General features: G+C 68.0%; 21 protein-coding genes. 11 read left to right on the top strand and 10 right to left on the bottom strand.

Annotation, left to right across the window (positions count from 1 at the left end; translation table 11 throughout):
• The first annotated feature begins 3 nt into the window (after positions 1-3).
• From KIP79_RS18740 to KIP79_RS18730, 3 genes are read left to right on the top strand one after another with little or no spacing between them, the layout of a single operon-like run.
• Positions 4-801, top strand: a complete 798-nt coding sequence (locus KIP79_RS18740; RefSeq protein ID WP_214106137.1) for a DUF1275 family protein — start codon at positions 4-6, stop codon at positions 799-801.
• Positions 798-1,646, top strand: coding sequence for an L-serine ammonia-lyase, iron-sulfur-dependent, subunit alpha (locus KIP79_RS47080; RefSeq protein ID WP_214106136.1), 849 nt, complete (start codon positions 798-800; stop codon positions 1,644-1,646). The genes KIP79_RS18740 and KIP79_RS47080 overlap by 4 nt, the downstream gene beginning before the upstream one ends.
• Before the next feature lie 53 nt (positions 1,647-1,699).
• Complete coding sequence (locus KIP79_RS18730; RefSeq protein WP_214106135.1) at positions 1,700-2,137, top strand: hypothetical protein; 438 nt, start codon at positions 1,700-1,702, stop codon at positions 2,135-2,137.
• 112 nt (positions 2,138-2,249) lie between these two features.
• Here the strand turns inward: KIP79_RS18730 and KIP79_RS18725 are convergent, their stop codons facing one another.
• The 6 genes from KIP79_RS18725 to KIP79_RS18700 form a co-directional block, all read right to left on the bottom strand.
• Entirely contained in the window at positions 2,250-3,077 is an 828-nt protein-coding gene (locus tag KIP79_RS18725; RefSeq protein WP_214106134.1) for an SDR family NAD(P)-dependent oxidoreductase, read from the bottom strand.
• Positions 3,078-3,144: 67 nt separating this feature from the next.
• Positions 3,145-3,549: a MaoC/PaaZ C-terminal domain-containing protein gene (locus KIP79_RS18720; RefSeq protein ID WP_214106133.1), complete on the bottom strand. Its 405-nt coding sequence runs from the start codon at positions 3,547-3,549 to the stop codon at positions 3,145-3,147.
• A complete protein-coding gene (locus KIP79_RS18715) occupies positions 3,549-4,010 on the bottom strand; it encodes a MaoC family dehydratase N-terminal domain-containing protein (protein ID WP_214106132.1) in 462 nt (153 codons plus the stop codon). Before KIP79_RS18715 ends, KIP79_RS18720 begins: the two co-directional genes overlap by 1 nt.
• The gene (locus KIP79_RS18710; protein ID WP_214106131.1) at positions 4,010-5,200 is read right to left on the bottom strand and encodes a lipid-transfer protein; all 1,191 of its coding nucleotides are present in this window, start codon (positions 5,198-5,200) and stop codon (positions 4,010-4,012) included. Before KIP79_RS18710 ends, KIP79_RS18715 begins: the two co-directional genes overlap by 1 nt.
• 42 nt (positions 5,201-5,242) lie before the next feature.
• Positions 5,243-6,307, bottom strand: coding sequence for a CaiB/BaiF CoA transferase family protein (locus KIP79_RS18705; protein ID WP_214106130.1), 1,065 nt, complete (start codon positions 6,305-6,307; stop codon positions 5,243-5,245).
• Positions 6,308-6,323: 16 nt separating this feature from the next.
• Complete coding sequence (locus tag KIP79_RS18700; RefSeq protein WP_250213468.1) at positions 6,324-7,475, bottom strand: acyl-CoA dehydrogenase family protein; 1,152 nt, start codon at positions 7,473-7,475, stop codon at positions 6,324-6,326.
• Positions 7,476-7,976: 501 nt separating this feature from the next.
• Here KIP79_RS18700 and KIP79_RS18695 point away from each other — a divergent pair.
• Genes KIP79_RS18695 through KIP79_RS18685 form a run of 3 tightly spaced genes read left to right on the top strand, consistent with a single transcriptional unit; the run spans position 7,977 to position 9,384 of the window.
• On the top strand, positions 7,977-8,597 hold the full coding sequence (locus KIP79_RS18695) for a PadR family transcriptional regulator (RefSeq protein WP_214106128.1): 621 nt from the start codon (positions 7,977-7,979) through the stop codon (positions 8,595-8,597).
• 2 nt (positions 8,598-8,599) lie between these two features.
• Positions 8,600-9,004, top strand: a complete 405-nt coding sequence (locus KIP79_RS18690) for an SgcJ/EcaC family oxidoreductase (RefSeq protein WP_214106127.1) — start codon at positions 8,600-8,602, stop codon at positions 9,002-9,004.
• Positions 9,001-9,384 carry a hypothetical protein gene (locus KIP79_RS18685; RefSeq protein WP_214106126.1) on the top strand — a complete coding sequence of 128 codons (384 nt, stop codon included), beginning with the start codon at positions 9,001-9,003 and terminating at the stop codon, positions 9,382-9,384. Before KIP79_RS18690 ends, KIP79_RS18685 begins: the two co-directional genes overlap by 4 nt.
• A 128-nt stretch (positions 9,385-9,512) precedes the next feature.
• Here the strand turns inward: KIP79_RS18685 and KIP79_RS49495 are convergent, their stop codons facing one another.
• Positions 9,513-10,682, bottom strand: a complete 1,170-nt coding sequence (locus KIP79_RS49495; RefSeq protein WP_214106125.1) for a TetR/AcrR family transcriptional regulator — start codon at positions 10,680-10,682, stop codon at positions 9,513-9,515.
• A 524-nt stretch (positions 10,683-11,206) separates the two neighbouring features.
• Between KIP79_RS49495 and KIP79_RS18675 the strand changes: the two genes are divergently transcribed.
• The 5 genes from KIP79_RS18675 to KIP79_RS18655 all read left to right on the top strand — a co-directional run bounded on the left by KIP79_RS18675 (position 11,207) and on the right by KIP79_RS18655 (position 14,424).
• The gene (locus tag KIP79_RS18675; protein ID WP_214106124.1) at positions 11,207-11,395 is read left to right on the top strand and encodes a hypothetical protein; all 189 of its coding nucleotides are present in this window, start codon (positions 11,207-11,209) and stop codon (positions 11,393-11,395) included.
• Positions 11,392-11,901, top strand: a complete 510-nt coding sequence (locus KIP79_RS18670; protein ID WP_214106123.1) for a DUF2269 family protein — start codon at positions 11,392-11,394, stop codon at positions 11,899-11,901. Before KIP79_RS18675 ends, KIP79_RS18670 begins: the two co-directional genes overlap by 4 nt.
• Positions 11,902-11,978: 77 nt before the next feature.
• On the top strand, positions 11,979-13,106 hold the full coding sequence (locus tag KIP79_RS18665; RefSeq protein ID WP_214106122.1) for a sensor histidine kinase: 1,128 nt from the start codon (positions 11,979-11,981) through the stop codon (positions 13,104-13,106).
• A complete protein-coding gene (locus tag KIP79_RS18660) occupies positions 13,103-13,717 on the top strand; it encodes a response regulator (RefSeq protein ID WP_308169779.1) in 615 nt (204 codons plus the stop codon). Before KIP79_RS18665 ends, KIP79_RS18660 begins: the two co-directional genes overlap by 4 nt.
• 95 nt (positions 13,718-13,812) lie before the next feature.
• Positions 13,813-14,424 (top strand): hypothetical protein, encoded by a 612-nt coding sequence (locus KIP79_RS18655; protein WP_214106121.1) that lies wholly within the window; start codon positions 13,813-13,815, stop codon positions 14,422-14,424.
• Here KIP79_RS18655 and KIP79_RS18650 read toward each other — a convergent pair.
• The 3 genes from KIP79_RS18650 to KIP79_RS18640 all read right to left on the bottom strand — a co-directional run.
• Positions 14,421-14,609 (bottom strand): hypothetical protein, encoded by a 189-nt coding sequence (locus KIP79_RS18650; protein WP_214106120.1) that lies wholly within the window; start codon positions 14,607-14,609, stop codon positions 14,421-14,423. The genes KIP79_RS18655 and KIP79_RS18650 overlap by 4 nt on opposite strands.
• Before the next feature lie 134 nt (positions 14,610-14,743).
• Complete coding sequence (locus tag KIP79_RS18645) at positions 14,744-15,949, bottom strand: cysteine desulfurase-like protein (protein WP_214106119.1); 1,206 nt, start codon at positions 15,947-15,949, stop codon at positions 14,744-14,746.
• 6 nt (positions 15,950-15,955) lie between these two features.
• On the bottom strand, positions 15,956-16,607 hold a 652-nt coding region (locus tag KIP79_RS18640; RefSeq protein WP_372453609.1), incomplete at its 5' end, for a hypothetical protein.

Here is a 16,607-nt window from a genome sequence, read left to right as displayed (position 1 = left end):
TGGATGGGTTCCCGTCCCCCGGCGCGCCGGTCCGTCCTCAGGCCGGTCAACGGCCACCGCCTGCACCTGTGGCTGATGATGGCGCTGACCTTCAGCACCGGCATGGTCGACGCGGTCGGCTTCCTCGGGCTGGACCGGGTCTTCACCGGCAACATGACCGGCAACGTCGTGGTCCTCGGCATGGCGGCGGCCGGCGCCGACGACTTCCCCGTGCTCGGCCCCGCGCTGGCTCTGGCCGGGTTCCTGGCAGGCGCGGCATACGGTGGCCGCGTCCTGCGCCCCGCTCCCCCAGGCTGGAGCGGACGCGTCGGCGCCTGCCTCGGCACGGTCGCCGCCATCAGCCTCGTGCTCGGCGTCGTCATCACGGCGGTCGAGATGGCGGCCGGAACGGCGGCCGAGGACGTCCCCGCGCCGCTGGCCGTGGCCACGACCACCCTACTCGGCGCCGTCATGGGCCTCCAGGCCGGCAGCGCACGCCACATCGCCGTCGCCGAGGTGACCACCGTGGTCGTCACCTCCACGCTGACCGCACTCGCGTCGCAATCGCGCATCGCCGGTGGTACCGGAGACCGAAACGGGCGACGCGCTGTGGCCGTGGCCTTACTCCTGGGCGGCGCCGCCGCGGGCGCGGTGCTGCTGCGGATCGGTGTCGGGGCCGGGCTGCTGGTGGCCGGGGCCATCATGGCCGCCGTCACCGCGGTGGGCGTGGCACACGCCCGAGCAGTGGCGTCCGACATGGCGTCCGACATGGCGTCCGACGCTACGTCCGCGAACCCCTCACTCACCGGACCGGCGACATGAGCCTCAGCGCCTTCGACCTGTTCTCGATCGGAGTCGGCCCATCGAGCTCCCATACCACCGGCCCGATGCGCTGCTCCCGGATGTTCGCCGACGAACTGCGCGCGAACCTCATCCTGCCGGACGTGCGATCTCTCCACGTCCGCCTGCTCGGCTCGCTCGGTGCCACCGGATCCGGGCACGGCACCCACGGCGCGGTGCTGGCCGGGCTTGAGGGACACCGCCCCGAGACCGTCGATCCCGCCGTGGTCCTGACGAAGGCGGACGGGACCGGCGGCCTCCTCCTCGGTGGCGAGATCGCCATACCCCCGGATGCGATCACCACCGCGTCCGACCTGCTCAGCCACTGCCGTCAGCGCGGCATCTCGATCAGCGAGGTGATGTGGCGCAACGAGTGTTCCCTGCGGGCGCCCCACGCCGTTCGCCGCGATCTTCTGGCCATCTGGATCGCCATGCTCTTCAAGGAAGGCGCGTCGGTGTCGGGTGCCGAGGTCGGGTGCCAGGGTGAGGTCGGCTCCGCCTGTTCGATGGCGGCGGGCGCCGTGGCCGAGCTCTTCGGTGGCACCCCCGCGCAGGTGGAGAACGCCGCCGAGATCGGCATCGAGCACAACCTCGGCCTGACCTGCGACCCGATAGGGGGGCTGGTGCAGATCCCGTGCATCGAACGTAACGGGGTCGCGGCGGTGAAGGCGGTGACCGCCGCACGCATCGCGTTGCACGGCGACGGGGCCCATCGAGTGTTCCTCGATCACACGATCGCGACCATGCGGCAGACCGGCCTCGACATGCACAGCAAATACAAGGAGACCTCGACCGGAGGCCTCGCGGTGAACGTACCGGACTGCTGACCTGGGCCCGACCGACCTGACTGATCTCTGTTCTACCGGCAAGAGAGGAATCGATGAACACCAACGACGACACGATGCCCACTGATCCCGGCGACGAGCTGGTCTTCGCGAACGATCGCGTGCGCGTGTGGGCGATGAACCTGGGCCCGGGAGAGGCGATCTTCTTTCACTCCCATCAGCACGATCACCTGATCCTGTGGCCGCAGGCCGGCCGGGCGCGCTCACACGACATCGACGAGGAAGACTGGCTGCACGTCCAGGACGCGCAGAAGAACTTCGCCTTCTTCAAGACCGTCGGTCACGGGAACGCGCTCAAGCCGCACCGCCTTCTCAACATCGAGGATCACCCGGTGACCCACTACATCATCGAGCTGATCAGTGAGAAGTCGCCGAGCGACGTCGAGCTGCCGGCGCAGTCGAACGGGCGAGGTGAGATGTCCCGGCCGCACATCGTCCTGGAGCCGAGCGAACAGCTTGACCACCGGCACTGAGCACCCGTCGCGGATCCGATCCAGATCGGTGAAAGCCCCGGGCCAGGCCCGGGGCTTTCGTGTGCGACATTCAGGCCATCTGACATTCAGTCTGGGCGGCTCCGCCGGGTGGTCAGCCCTCGAAGCCGCCGCCGGTGACCAGCAGCTGGCCCGACACGTAGTCGGCCTCGGGATAGGTGAGCATGACCACCGACCCGGCCGCCTCCTCGGGAGTCCCGGGACGGCCCAGCGGGATCGCCGCCTTCATCGCTTCGAGCAGCTGTGGGTTCACGCCGACCTTGATCTCACGGCCCTCGACGTTGATGGTCGAGCCCGCGTCGGCGCTCGCCTCGGTGAGGCGGGTCCTGATGAAGCCGAACGCGACGCAGTTGACGTTGACGTTGTAGCGGCCCCACTCCTTGGCCAGCGACTTGGTCAGGCCGATGATGCCGGCTTTCGCGGAAGAGTAGTTCGCCTGTCCGACGTTGCCGAAGACGCCCGCGACCGAGGAGATGTTGACGACCTTGCGGTGGACGATGCGGCCCTCCGCCTTCTCCCTCTTGGCCGCGGCGCTGATCACCGGCTGCGCCGCGCGCAGGACGTCGAACGGCGCCTTCAGGTGCAGGTCGACGATCGCGTGCCACTGCTCGTCGGTCATCTTCTGGATGACCGAGTCCCAGGTATAGCCGGCGTTGTTGATGATGATGTCGACGCCGCCGAAGCTGTCGACCGCGGTGGACACGAACCGGCCGGCGAACCCGTCAGCGGTCACGCTCCCGGGGACGGCGACGGCCTGGCCGCCGGCCTGCACGATCTCCTGGACGACCTCGTTCGCCGGGTCCTTGTCGAGATCGTTGACGACCACACGAGCCCCTTCGCCGGCGAGCTTGATCGCGATCGCGCGACCGATGCCGCGGCCGGCTCCCGTGACCAGTGCGGACTTGCCTTCGAGCTTTCCCATTTCATTCCTTGCCGTAGAAGTCTTGCCGTAGAAGTAGGGGTGGCCGGACCAGGCCGCCGCGGCCGCGTCAATCGACCGCGACCACGGCTTCCCCGGCGAGGGTGACCGTCCCGTCGGCGAGAGTGACGGTCAGGTCCAGCGTCGCCTGCCGCTCGCCGCCGACGTCCTGGACCTCGCGCACCCGACCGGTGCAGGTGGGCCGGCCGTGCACCGGTGTGATCGCGGCGAATCGCACCTTGTAGGAGCGGATCTTCTCGATGGGGAACGCGTTGGTGAGCAGCCGTGCCAGGTAGGCCATCGAGAGCATGCCGTGGGCGAAGACGTCGTCCAGTCCCGCGGACTTCGCCACGTCGAGGTCGATGTGGATGGGGTGGTGGTCGCCGGAGGCGCCGGCGAAGAGTGCGAGGGTCGTGCGCGAGATCGGCGGTATCACCAGATCCTCGAGCGCGGTTCCGGGCGTAACGACGACCATCAGGCCTTCACTCCCGCGAGTTCGCGCACCACCAGCGTGTTCCGCATGGTGACCACGGTCGTGCCGTGCTGGTTGACGATGGGGACCTCGGTGACCAGGAACTTCAAGGCGCCGCCCTTCTTCTCGAAGACGTCGGCCACCACCGAGGACGAGGTGAGCTCGTCGCCGGCGTACGCCATCTGGTGGTAGGTGAACTCCTGCTCGCCGTGCAGCAGGGCGCGCGGATCAACGCCGATCTCCCTGAGATAGCCCAACGCGTCCGGCATCTCAAGATCGACGCCGAAGTAGAACGTGGGCGGCACGGGAAGGTCGGGATGGCCCTTCTTCCTGGCGGCTTCGACGTCGGTGAACAGCGGGTCGGTCTGGCCGGTGGCCTTGGCGAACAGTCGCAGCCGGCTGCGGGTCACCAGCAGTGTGCCGCCGGGCCGGACTTGGCCGATGAGCGAAGAGTCGAGTGCCATCAGCCGGCGGCCTTCTGGTACATGGTCACCACGCAGGCGCCACCGAGGCCCAGGTTGTGCTGAAGGGCGGCCTGGACGCCGTCGACCTGACGCGCCCCGGCCTCACCCCGCAGCTGCCACACCAACTCGGCGCACTGCGCCAGGCCGGTCGCGCCGAGCGGGTGGCCCTTGGAGATCAGGCCGCCCGACGGGTTGGTGACGACCCGGCCGCCGTAGGTGTTGTCGCCGTCCAGGACGAACTTCTCCGCGGTGCCCTCGGGGGTGAGCCCCAGCGCCTCGTAGGTGAGGAACTCGTTGGTGGTGAAGCAGTCGTGCAACTCGACGACGCGTACGTCCTCGGGGCCGATCCCGCTCTCCTCGTACACGGCCGCGGCGGCCTTGGCCGCCATGTCGTAGCCGATCAGCCGCTTCAGGTCGCCCTCGAACGTGGTGGGCAGGTCGGTCACCAGGGACTGGCCCGCGATGACGACGTCGGAGCGCAGGCCGTGCCTCCTGGCGTACTCGGGGGACACGACGACGGCGGCGGCGGCACCGCAGGTGGGCGGGCAGCACTGGAACCGGGTCAGTGGGCCGTAGATGTGCGGGGAGGCCATGACCTCCTCGAAGCTGAGCGGGGCGCGGAACACGGCGTAGGGGTTGTTCGCCGCGTGCTTGCGCGACTTCACCGTGATGTGCGCGAAGACCGACGGGTCGATGCCGTGGTCGTCCACGTACTGCTGGCCGGCGCCGCCGAAGAACGTCGCCGCGTTCGGGACCGACGTGTCCGGCACCCCGCGCACCTGGTCGCGTACCTGCTCGAAGCTTTCCAGGGGGCTGGGGCGGTCGGTGTACGCCTGCTGGATCGCGCCCGGCGTCATCTGCTCGAAGCCGAGCGCGAGCGCGACATCGACCATGCCGGCGGCGACCGCCTGGCGGGCCATGAAGAGAGCAGACGAGCCGGTGGAGCAGTTGTTGTTGACGTTGACGATCGGGATGCCGGTCTGGCCGAGGTGGTAGAGGGCCTTCTGCCCTGAGGTCGAGTCACCGAAGACGTACCCGACGAAGGCCTGCTGGACGGCGTCGTAGCCGATGCCCGCGTCGGCGAGGGCGCGACGGGCGGCCTCGGCGCCCATCACGTCATAGGGATCACTCTTCCCGGGTTTGGTGAAGGGGATCATCCCCACGCCGGCGACCGCCACGTTGTTCGACACGATGCACTCCTTTGTTGGTTCGGGTTGTTCGGGCTGGCTCGGTCAGTGCCAGGACGCGTGGTCGAGGCGCTGCGGCGGGTACGGCTCGGCGCACGGGGTGCGGGAGAACCGCGGCGCCGGCCGGGGCTGGGGGACGCCGTCGATCTGGGTGAACGTGCCGCGGTCACGCAGATGCCGGTGCTCGAGCGCTTCGGCGTAGGTGAGGACGGGGGTCACGCAGGCGTCGGTACCGGCGAAGATCTCGGCCCACTCCCCCATGGTCTTGGACGCGAACGCCGCCGCGAACGCCGTGCGCAGTTCGTCGGCCCGCGTCTGGTCATGCTGGTCGGGGAGCTCGGCCGGATCGAGTCCAAGCAGCCGCACGGCGAGCGCGAAGAACTGCGGCTCGATGCAGCCCATCGCCATGCTGCGTCCATCGGCGCAGAGGTAGGTGTCGTAGTACGGCCGGGAACCGTCGATGAGGTTCTTGCCGCGTTCGTCGGACCAGGTGCCGGCGCCGCGCATCGACCACATCATGGTGGCGAGCACGCTGGCGCCGTCGCACATCGCGGCGTCCACGACCTGGCCCCGGCCCGACTTCTGCCGCTCGAAGAGCGCCGCCAGTACGCCGGTGATGAGGAACATCGCACCGCCGCCGTAGTCGCCGACCATGTTCAGCGGCGGGACCGGCCGCTCGCCGGGGCGGCCGATGTTCTCCAGGATGCCGGTCATCGAGATGTAGTTGATGTCGTGCCCGGCGGTGGCCGCCAGGGAGCCTTCCTGGCCCCATCCGGTCATCCGCCCGTACACCAGGCGCGGGTTGCGGGCCAGGCACTCCTGCGGTCCGAGGCCTAGGCGCTCGGTGACGCCGGGGCGAAAGCCCTCGACCAGGACATCGGCGTGGTCCACCAGCGCGAGCACCCGCTCGAGGTCTCGAGGGTTCTTGAGGTCGACGGTCATGATTCGCCGGCTGCGGTGGGTGTAGTCGACCGGTCCGTGGGTTTCCTCGGCACGCCCGGTGCGGATGACGTCCGCCCCGAGGTCGGCCAGGATCATGCAGGCGAGCGGGGTGGGACCGATGCCGCCCAGCTCGACGACGCGGAGTCCGGTCAGCGGGCCGTGAGCCATGTCTTGCCTTCTTTCGTCAGAGCGAGCGCGCGACGAGGTCCTTCATGACTTCGTTGGCGCCGCCGTAGATCTTCTGGACCCGGGCGTCCTGGTACATCCGGCCGATCGGGTACTCCCGCATGTAGCCGTAGCCGCCGTACAGCTGCAGGCAGCGGTCGATCGTCTGGACCTGCTGCTCGGTGAGCCACCACTTGGCCATCGCGGCGGTGGTCGCGTCGAGTTCGCCCGCGAGGTGGCGCTCGACGCAGGAGTCGAGGAAGACCCGCGCGATGTGCGCGACGCTGGCGACCTCGGCGAGCTCGAACTTGGTGTTCTGGAAGTCGAACAGCGTCTGTCCGAAGGCGTGGCGCTTCTTGGTGTAGCTGACGGTCTCGCGCAGGGCGTACTCGATGCCGGCGACGGCGATGGTGCCCAGCAGTAGTCGCTCCTGGGCGAGCTGGGTCATCAGCTGGCCGAAGCCCTTCCCTGGGACGCCACCGAGGATGTTCGCCCTGGGAACGCGAAGGCCGTCGAAGAAGAGCTCGGAGGTGTCGGCGCCGTGTTGCCCGACCTTCTCCAGGATCCGGCCGCGTACGAAGCCCTTGGCGTCGCGCGCGTCGACGATCACCAGGGAGATGCCCTTGTGGCCGGCGTCGGGGTCGGTCTTGACGACGGTGAGCACCAGGTCAGCGGTGTGACCATTCGAGATGAAGGTCTTCGCGCCGTCGATGACCAGGTGGTCGCCGTCCTCGACCGCTCTGGTGCGTACGCCCTGGAGGTCGGACCCCGCGCCTGGCTCGGTCATCGCGATCGCGCCGATGACCTCGCCGGAGGCCATCTTCGGCAGCCAGGTCCTGCGCTGCTCCTCCGTGCCGTAAGCCAGGAGGTAGTGGGCGACGATCCCGCTGTGGACCAGGTTGCCCCAGGACGTTTCGCCGACCGCGGCCTGTGCCTCGCAGACGGCGAGGTCGTGCGCGATCGTCCCGCCGCCACCGCCGTACTGCTCGGGAATCGAGCAGCACAGCAGACCCAGCTCCCCGGCCCGTCGCCACACATCCCGATCGACGAAGTGCTGCCGCTCCCACTTCTCCCGGTGCGCGAGCACCTCCGACTCGATGAACTTCCCCGCGACTTCAAGGACCGCTCGGACGGAATCGTCCTTCCACGCGGACACGTAGCCCTGAGTCAATCTGCCCACATCCTGAACGCATATATACTTCACTGAAGCATGAGACATCCAAGAAGCAGCATCAGCTGATGTGATCCGTTCTCAGTCTCGGATGCGATCCTTATTTGAGATTCACTTCTTGTCAAGGAGGCGAGGATGTGGTCACGCAATGGACCAGTGCGGCGGTCGGCTACGCGAGATGCTCGCCGTCAATGCCACCAGTGCCGAACCACTTGGGAAGTTGGCTGAGCAGATCCTGCTGATCGTCACCGACCCACGTGGCCATCCGGCCGTAGCAGCGCCGAGGGTACGTTCATCAGTTCCGACATCAGCCGGCGTACGGACTGAGGGCCGGCTCAGTGGACAGCAGTTCCACCTGCGCGCGGGTGTTGTCCAGCAGGCGGCGGCCACCGGGTGCCGTCCGGTGTGGTAGCTGCCGCCTACCTGATCATTTTGCGTCAACCACCAGCTCGCATATAGTGTGTATATGCACTAATGAATTGCAACACTAGCGAGGGCAAGATGGCGCGAGGGCAGGATCTTGTCGGGCTCACGGTGCTCGGCTTGCTTTCGATTCGAGAGAGCCACCCGTATGAGCTGCAGCAGTTCATCACCAATACCCGGAAGGACTTTCTGACGGGGCTGCCGCGAAGCCTCTATCTCGCTGTCGAGCGGCTGAGCAAGGCGGGCCTGATCGAGGCGTCGGAGACGGTCCGATCAGGCCGTCGACCGGAGCGGACGATCTACCGGATCACCGAGGCAGGCCGCGACGACATGACGACTCGGCTCCGGATGCTGATCGAACAGCCTGATCCGGACCGACGGGCCTTCATGGCGGCGCTGTCCCTGCTGGGATGCCTGCCTATGCCCGTGGCACGCGACGCGCTAGAGATTCGCAGGGCGACCGTCGCCGCCGCCATCGCCTCGTTGACCGCGGTGCTCACCGAGCTTCGGTTGAGAGGCATGCCGGATCTTGTCGTACTCAAGCTCGAACACGAGTGCTCCATCCAGCAGGCCGAGTTGGACTGGGTCACATCCGTCCTCGCCCGCTTCGACAGCGGCACGCTCGACTGGTCCGGCACCGTCCGGGAAGACCTGCTGTCCGACGCACTGAACGACTCACCTACCGGCACGGAGGAATAGCCATGACCACGACTGCGACCGAAGCGATCGGAGCCCTGCTCCAGGAGCTCACCGAGGCATGGAACGACGGCGACGCCGAGCGGTACGCGGCCGCCTTCACCGAGGACGCCGACTACATCACCTTTTTCGGCCTGCGGATGCGCGGCAGGAAGGCGATCGAGGACGGCCACCGGCACCTGTTCCGTCTCCCGATCAAGCTCGATCCGGCCTCAGGTACTGAGGCCGACGTCAAGGTGCTCGGCGACGGCGTCGCGCTGGTGATTTCCGGAGGCACCTCGACGGTGGACGGGGAAGCAGACCCAACCAGGAACTCCGTTATCAGCCTCACCGCGGTTCTGACCGAGGTGGGGTGGCGGTTCGCCTCGTTCCAGAACACACGCGTCAGCGACCCGAAGGCCGCCCGATGAACGAGAAGAAGCCGCGCAAGCTCATGGTCGAGGTCACCGGGGTGATCGACGCACCGGCCGAGAAGACTTGGCCGCTGCTTCGAGACTCCCTCTCGCCAAAGGAGGTGTACGGCATGACGGCCGCCTACCAGGGTGGCTGGTGGTATCGCGGCGAATGGACCGCGGAGCCCGACGGCGAGCGCACTCGGGTGACCCACCGGGTCTATAACGTCGCGCAATGGATGCGCTGGGGCGTGCCGCTGGCCAATCGGTTCTTCATCGGCTTTACCGCCCACACCCGCAACGGGTTCGAAGAGGCGATCACTGAGATCGCCCGCCAGCTCGGCACCACCGCCCGGCTTGCCCCCAGCGGCCCGGCGCCCGGCACGGTCATCCGCTGAACGCAGCGCCTGATATGAATACTCAGCTCCCTCATCTGGACAGGGTTGAGGTCGAGCGGATCGAGAGGCGTGTACTTTGGTGGCAGCTTCCCTAACGACAGGCTGGCTCGTCGCGACACGAGGAGCTGTCAGCGGTGCGCGGTCACGTCGACTGGGTCCTCGAGCAGTACGGCGAGGACGATGCCGGCGAGGTTGTCGTGGAAGGACTCGTAGCGCGACAGGTGCGGTACGCGGTGCAGGTCCGCGATGACGAAGAGGGCGACTTGCACCCTGAGGCGGGCCTCGCGCGCACCCGTACGCGGAGAAGCCTGCTGAAGCAGCGTCACCCACTCCGCCACGTACTCACGCTGCGCCGCCTTCGCCGGCTCGTGTTCACCCGTCGGGTCTTCGATGACCGAAGCCCAGGTGCGGGCCAGCGGGATATAGGAGCCAACCACCTTCCGCAGTGCTTCCAGGGCTGTGCCGGAGAACGCCAGGGCATCGTCGAGGCCGATCCACAGTGCGTGGGTTCCGCGATCCAGAACGGCGCGCAGTACGTCGGCCTTGCTCTCGAAGTACGAGTAGAGGTTGGGGCCTGACACGTCCGCGGCGGCACCGAGCTCCGCCATCGAGGTGTCGTAATACCCGCGTTCACCGAACTGCGCGGCGGCCGCGATCAGGAGGCGCTCGCGCGTCGATGCGGGGACCATGCGGTCCGCCTGCCGACCGGCGAGCACATCCCCCGAGACGAGGTCGACGGTTGCGACGGCCTGCAGTGCGGCGCGGACGACCGGCAGTTTCAGGCTCATCGGCGAGTGGATCGCCTGCCGGCCAACGCATGACATCAGGGACTGGATCGTCCAGGTCAGGAGCTCCTCGTGCACGGCTTCGAGACCGGGCCGCTTCTGGCGAAGGGCCGGCACCAGGGACTGGTTCCACATGCGCATCCGGCGTCGCAGATCGTGACGCCGCTCCTCAGGCAGATAGCGGATCTCATGGGTCCAGAGGTCGGAAAGGTACGGGCGGTCGACAATCTGAGTGATCACGTGCTCGACCATGTCGTCGTAGCTGGTGTACGCCACGGGTTCGTCGAGCCAGGCGAAGTTCTCAGCGATGACCTCCTCCAGCAGGACGGCCTTGTTGCTGAAGTGCCGGTACAGCGCACCCGCCGTGATGCCGACCTGTTGGGCGATCAGCGCCATGGAGACGTTGGGGTAGCCCTTGGCGACGAACAGGTCGCGCGCGGCGAGGAGGATCTGCTCCTTGCGATCGCGCGGGCGCTGGCGAGGACGGGCGTTGAAGGCGGGCGAGGCGGGCACGCGGCAAGCCTAAGGTCTGCGCCCACCGGCGGCTTCGTTGGATGAGTCTGGGCCGCCAGGTGTTTGAACCACCCAGTTGTCCCTTCAAGCGGTGACGAGGTGTTCGGGCCAGTCACGACGGGTGTGAAGGTCCCAGTTGCGCAGGGCGGCCTGCGCGGCGTTCGGGTTCCTGACACTCTGTCGAGGTCAGCGCACGGACCAGCGTGCGCTCTGCGGTACGTCTGCGCAGCTGCGCGTCGTTGCGATCACCGAACCCTTCTTGAACATGGGTGTCCAGCTTACTAATCTGTACAGAGATGTCCAAGTTCGTGGAAGAGCTCGACTCGGTGCCGTCACCCCTCCGCATCGAGCAGCAAGAAGTCGTGCCTCCGCCCGGTGCGCGACCCCGACTGCTGAGGCGGTCAGGCATCCCTACCTTCTTTCATGGGTCGTTCGAACTTCAACCCATTGGCTGAGATGCGGTGACGGCTCGGGAATGAGACTTACTCCGGTAGACATCCACGAACGGAGCACGGAGGCTACCGATGGATGATCGAGATCTGGTGTTGCAAGCGCAACAACCGTTCGACGACGCCGAACTCAGGGACGATCGTCCCGTGTTAGAGGAACTGCTGCACGACGACATCTCCACCCGAGTGTCCCAGACCTGGGTTCGTGAACGTGACAACTGGCTGCTCGCAGGTATCCAGTTCAGCCCGCTCGCCGACGCATGACCATGCAGTCGCAGGTGATCTCGTCGCGCGGCCAAGGGCCGGTGCGGTGGCGGCTGCCTCGTCCCGCGCTCCTCACTCTCATCACGGCACACATCGCGATCAGCGTCGGTTTGCTCGGCGATTCAGCCGGGTTCCTGGCCGTCGCTGTTCGCAGGGCCGTCTCCGATGATCCGGCGTTCCGGCAGGCTGCGCGAGATCTGCTGGCGATGTTCGCGCTCTACTTCGGCATTCCCCTCAGCCTGCTCGCGCTGCTGACAGGCATCGCCCTGGCGCTGTCGACGAAGTGGGGGTTGTTCCGCTATCCCTGGGTGGTGACGAAGCTGGCCCTCATCGTCTCTGTCATCGTTGTCGGTGCGACACTGATCAGGCCCGTCATCCAGCCGGGGAGCGAGCCGAATGACGGTGCTCTCGTCGTGGGCGGAGCCTGGGACGTGCTGGCACTTCTTGCCGCGACGACGCTCACGGTTGTCAAGCCTTGGCGAAGAAGGACCGGAACGCGGTCGTGACGACTGACGTCGATTCAGGCCGGCCGCAGAGGGCCGTCGCGAGGCGAGATCGGCCGGCGTGGATGCCGAGCCCGCGAATGACCGTGCTGGGCCTGCTGCCGGCGAGCTTCGCCTGGGCGATAGTAATCATGGTGTCGTTGACCGAGGCGCCTTCACCATTGCCCGCCGCCGTCTTCGTGCTGGGAATGCTCCCGCTCGGTGGCGCTTTCGTACTGGTGTCGCGGGTGGTTGTCGATCCGGTGCCCTCGCAACGCGCGGGATCGTGGTCGGTCGCCTTGCTCGTCGCCGTGTCGCTGGCCTTGTGGTGGCCGACGTACGCGTGGGCGCGGAGTGGCGAGGAGCCATGGGCGTGGCTGGCCGGGTTCGCGGTCGCCGCGTGCACACTTGTCTCCTGGCCCGCGGGAGTGACCGCGGCGGTCGTGCTCGGTGGTGCCGCGGCCGTTGGCGGCGTGGTCTTCGACAGCCCGGTCACGACCCACCTGCTGACGACGTTCGGGTGCGCCGCGGTCGTGTGGCTGATGTGCCAGGTGCTTGTCTGGTTGCTCCGGCTGGCCTGGGCCGCCCAGGCCGGGCGTGAGGCCGAGGCAGCGCTGGTGATCGCCCAGGAGCGCCTGCGGGTCAGCCGGGAGCTGCACGATGTCCTCGGCCACCGGCTGGGGATCATCGCGCTCAAAGCGGAACTGGCGGCGGACCTCGCTCACCGCGACCCGGAGAGGTCCGCAGTCGAGAGCGAGGCGATTCGCGTACTTGCCACGGAGACGCTTTCTGAGGCCAGGCGGGCAGTGCACGGCGAGACGACCACCGACCTGGCCACGCAACTGGAGGCGGCGAAGCTCGTGCTCGCGTCGGCGGGAATCGTGACCGCGGTCGACGCCGAGGCCGATCTCATCGCGCGCACCCCGGATGCGGTGTCGCGGCTGCTGGGGGTGGTGGTGCGGGAGGCGGTGACAAACATCTTGCGGCACAGCGATGCACGGCAGGTCTCGATCGCGCTGACGGGGCAGGGGACGTCGATCAGATTGATCATTGTGAACGATGGCGTGCGCGACCTCGAGCCGATGCCGCAGTCTGTCTCGGGCGGCACCGGGCTTGCGTCGCTGTCCGCGCGGTGTGGGGCTGCCGGGGCGCGTCTGGTCGCCGGCCGCAATGCCGCGGGCGGGTTCGAGTTGCGCGTGGACGCGCCTGGTGGGGGCGCGACAGGGTGACCGGACCGATCCGCGTGCTGCTCGCCGAGGACGACGAGTTGATCCGCGAGGCGCTGGCAGGGCTCCTGAACCGGGAGCCTGACATCGACGTGATCGCGACCGCCGCGGATGGCAGACAGGCGATCGAGCGAGCGCTGGCGCACCGCCCGGATGTGGCCGTCATCGACCTGGAAATGCCTGCGCTGGACGGGCTCGGCGTGATCGCGGAACTCGCTCGGGCGCTGCCCGACTGCGCTGGTGTCATCCTCACCGGACATGGTCGGCCGTTCGTTCTGCGGCAGGCGCTCGCATCCGGGGCGCGCGGATTTCTGGCCAAGGGCGCGCCGGGTACGGCACTGGCAGACGTCGTCCGGCGGGTGCGGGAGGGGCAGCGGTACGTCGATCCCGTGCTCGCCGCAGACGCGCTGACGGCGCCACCGTCACCACTGACAGCGCGGGAGATCGAGGTCCTGCAGGCCGCGCACGTGGATCGGCCGATCCGCGATATCGCCCGTGCGCTGTTCCTGTCGCAGGGGACGGTGCGCAACCACCTTGCTGCGATCACCCGCAAACTGGGCGCCGATTCGCGAGCCGAGGCCCACCGGATCGCCCGCGAGAACGGCTGGCTCTGACGTCCACGTCACGGCGAACCGGGGAGACATGCACGGCATCTTGATGACAGATCACACGGGTCCGACAAGCGTCTTCCGACCCGAGGATTCTGAGCATGAACCACATCAACGCACTTCAGAATCACGCACACGTCAGCCACAGCGATCGCCGCTCGCGGTACGGATTCGCGGTACATCTGCTCGCTCGGTGGCCTTCTGCCGTCGGACTCCTGGCATTGCTCGCCAATACCGCGGGCGGCCTGGACGCCCATGTGACCGCCATGATCATCATCCTGGCCGCGATGTGCTACGTCGCAGCCGCCGCGCTCGGCTCTCGCCGCAGCGGATGGTGGGTCCTGGCCGGCGTCGTCGTCGCCGTTGTCGTCGCCGCGGTGACCGGGCTGGACTCCACGACGACCTTGCTGGTCCTCGGTGCCGGCTTCGCCGTCTTCGGGTTTCTCCGCGGCCCGGGCGTCGACCGTCGCGAGCTCGCCCTACAGACTCTCGGGTTCGCCGGCTTCAGCGTCATCGCGTTGACCGCGATGATGGTCAACCCTCTGCTCGCGGTCTACCTTGCCGCAGCCGCCTCGCTCGGACACGCGGGATGGGATCTGGCCCACTTCATCCGCAACCGTGCTGTCGGCCGCTCGTTCTCCGAGTTCTGCTTCGTGCTCGACATCGGCCTTGGTGTCGTGCTGCTGCTAACAGCCTGGAATGCGCTGCCCTAGTGACCGACGCCGGCTTCCGTCACGGGGCCGAGAATGAACGGATCCGGCTCGGCGCACTGGTCTCGCCGGCGACGTTCCGCGAGCCGGCCGTACTCCTCGCCGCGATCACCACCCTCACGCTCCTGGCTGCGGCTGATCGGTCCGATGGAGATCGAAGTGGTCGCGCCGATCGTGACCGTCTTCACCGCGATGAGCGATGACAGGGCCGCTGCCGACCCGGCGGTGGCTCGATGAGTCGCTTACGCAGCCGCCCAAGCCCCCGCATGTGGGACTTCGGCGGCGAAGTTGGCGCCCGTACCCCCTTACCCTCCCCGGACGGTCAGCCGACCAGGTCCTCCAGGGCGTTGAGCAGGTGGTCCACGTCTGATCTGTCGTTGTAGTGCACGAGCCCGGCGCGTACGGCGGAGCCGGTGTCGCGGATGCCGAGGGCGCCGGTGAGCTCCCAGGCGTAGCAGTGGCCGTCCCACACGTTGACCTTGCGGGCCGCCAGGTGGTCGGCGACCTGGCGGGGCGTGTGGCCGGTGACGTTGAAGTACGCGGTGGCCGTACGGCGGAGGGGAGAGCCGATCAGGGTGACACCGGGGAGGGAGGACAGGCCCTTGAGCAGGTGGGCGAGTTCGGTTTGTTCGTGGGCTTCGACGGCGGTCATCGAGGTGAGGAGTCGTTCTCGCCGGGAGCCGGTCGCGTCCGGGTCCAGGCCGGCGAGGTGGTCGACCGCGGCGGCCACCCCGGCCAGGTCGGCGAAGGGCAGGGTGCCCGTTTCGAACCGGTCGGGTACCTCGTTCGGGGATGAGGCGAGTTTGTCGGGAGACAGCCGGTCGAGCAGGTCGGGGCGGGAGATGATGGCGCCGATGTGGGGGCCGGACCATTTGTAGGAGCTGGTCGCGTAGAAGTCGGCGCCGAGGGCGGCCATGTCGATGGGCGTGTGCGGGGTCGCGTGCACGCCGTCGATGTAGGTCAGTGCTCCGGCCGCGTGGGCGCGGGCGGTGATGCGGGCGACGTCGGGCATGGTGCCCAGGATGTTGCTGGCGGCGGTGACGGCGACAAGTCTCGTCTGGCCGGTGATGAGTTCGTCGTACTGCTCGGCGGGGAGTTCCCCGGTGGGCACGTCGACGGTCGCCCATCTGATTCTGGCGCCGGCCCGGGTGGCGGCCTGCACCCATGGTCGTACGTTCGCGTCGTGGTCAAGCTGGGACAGCACGATCTCGTCGTCCGGCCCCCAGTCCTTCGCCAGCGCGTACGCGAAACGGTAGGTCAAGGTGGTCATGTTGGGGCCGAACACGACGCCGCCCGCGTCGCCGCCGACGAGATCCGCGACGGCCTGGCGGGCCCGCGAGACGATCTCGTCCGACCGTGCGCTGCCCGGGAAGGCTCCGTGGCCGTTGCCGATGCCCTCGGTGTAGGCGGCGGCGATGGCGTCGATCACCGGCCGGGGCACCTGAGTGCCCGCGGCCGCGTCCAACCAGGCATATCCATCAGAAAGGGCGGGGTAGAGTGCGCGGATTCGCGCGATATCGAGGCTCATGCCTCCTCAGTCTCGTCGGTCGGCGGGCCGATGGTAAGGGGACCCGTAGCGCGAAGTGAAGGTACGCAGGGCGGCGAGCGCCTCCGCGGCGAGAACATCGGGATGCGCGGCGTCGCGCAGGTTGTGGTCGACGCCCTGGAGCACGACGCGGCCGGGACCGGTGGTACGGGCCCGCCGCAGCGCCTCGGTCAACGCGTCGGTGATGGCACAGGGGACCTGCGGGTCACGGGTTCCGCACGTCAGCAGGACCCGGGTGCCGGGGCGCAGCCGGCGGGCGACATCCGGGGGATAGATGGCGTCGTCGCTCTCCAGGAACCGCTGGTTGGGTCCCTGGAACGACTGGAAGAGCTGGACGATGGGGGCGGGCAGGCCGGTGGTGGTGGGCGGGCGGCTCGCGCGCAGGTCGGTGATCGCGCGGTCGATGGCCTGGTCGATGGCGCGTTGCTGCTCGGGGGTGAACTGCCCGGCCTGGGTCGCCAGGGCGACCTGGTCGTGCAGCTGCAGGGCGACCAGGTCCAGCAGGCGGATCGCCTGAGAGTGCGTTCCGCGAGTTGATGCCCCTTTTGTCGGTTGGGTTGGGTTAGGTCGGCTAGTCGGAGACCCGCCGGTCGGGCTATGGGCGCGGCTGGGTGAACAATCCCGGCTCGGTCTCGACGAG

This window comes from Acrocarpospora catenulata, from assembly GCF_018476525.1.
GTDB classification, from domain to species: Bacteria; Actinomycetota; Actinomycetes; order Streptosporangiales; family Streptosporangiaceae; genus Acrocarpospora; species Acrocarpospora catenulata.
This window is presented reverse-complemented; position numbering and strand designations above follow the sequence as displayed.

What these genes read in the sequence shown, in the direction of transcription:
- KIP79_RS18740 (WP_214106137.1), top strand. Translation starts at nt 4, where the DNA reads ATGGGTTCCCGTCCCCCGGCGCGCCGGTCCGTCCTCAGGCCGGTCAAC.
- KIP79_RS18715 (WP_214106132.1), bottom strand. Translation starts at nt 4,010, where the DNA reads ATGGCACTCGACTCTTCGCTCATCGGCCAAGTCCGGCCCGGCGGCACA.
- KIP79_RS18685 (WP_214106126.1), top strand. Translation starts at nt 9,001, where the DNA reads ATGAACGAGAAGAAGCCGCGCAAGCTCATGGTCGAGGTCACCGGGGTG.
- KIP79_RS18645 (WP_214106119.1), bottom strand. Translation starts at nt 15,949, where the DNA reads ATGAGCCTCGATATCGCGCGAATCCGCGCACTCTACCCCGCCCTTTCT.
- KIP79_RS18695 (WP_214106128.1), top strand. Translation starts at nt 7,977, where the DNA reads ATGGCGCGAGGGCAGGATCTTGTCGGGCTCACGGTGCTCGGCTTGCTT.
- KIP79_RS18730 (WP_214106135.1), top strand. Translation starts at nt 1,700, where the DNA reads ATGAACACCAACGACGACACGATGCCCACTGATCCCGGCGACGAGCTG.
- KIP79_RS18705 (WP_214106130.1), bottom strand. Translation starts at nt 6,307, where the DNA reads ATGGCTCACGGCCCGCTGACCGGACTCCGCGTCGTCGAGCTGGGCGGC.
- KIP79_RS18690 (WP_214106127.1), top strand. Translation starts at nt 8,600, where the DNA reads ATGACCACGACTGCGACCGAAGCGATCGGAGCCCTGCTCCAGGAGCTC.
- KIP79_RS18665 (WP_214106122.1), top strand. Translation starts at nt 11,979, where the DNA reads ATGACCGTGCTGGGCCTGCTGCCGGCGAGCTTCGCCTGGGCGATAGTA.
- KIP79_RS18725 (WP_214106134.1), bottom strand. Translation starts at nt 3,077, where the DNA reads ATGGGAAAGCTCGAAGGCAAGTCCGCACTGGTCACGGGAGCCGGCCGC.
- KIP79_RS47080 (WP_214106136.1), top strand. Translation starts at nt 798, where the DNA reads ATGAGCCTCAGCGCCTTCGACCTGTTCTCGATCGGAGTCGGCCCATCG.
- KIP79_RS18655 (WP_214106121.1), top strand. Translation starts at nt 13,813, where the DNA reads ATGAACCACATCAACGCACTTCAGAATCACGCACACGTCAGCCACAGC.
- KIP79_RS18670 (WP_214106123.1), top strand. Translation starts at nt 11,392, where the DNA reads ATGACCATGCAGTCGCAGGTGATCTCGTCGCGCGGCCAAGGGCCGGTG.
- KIP79_RS18675 (WP_214106124.1), top strand. Translation starts at nt 11,207, where the DNA reads ATGGATGATCGAGATCTGGTGTTGCAAGCGCAACAACCGTTCGACGAC.
- KIP79_RS18720 (WP_214106133.1), bottom strand. Translation starts at nt 3,549, where the DNA reads ATGGTCGTCGTTACGCCCGGAACCGCGCTCGAGGATCTGGTGATACCG.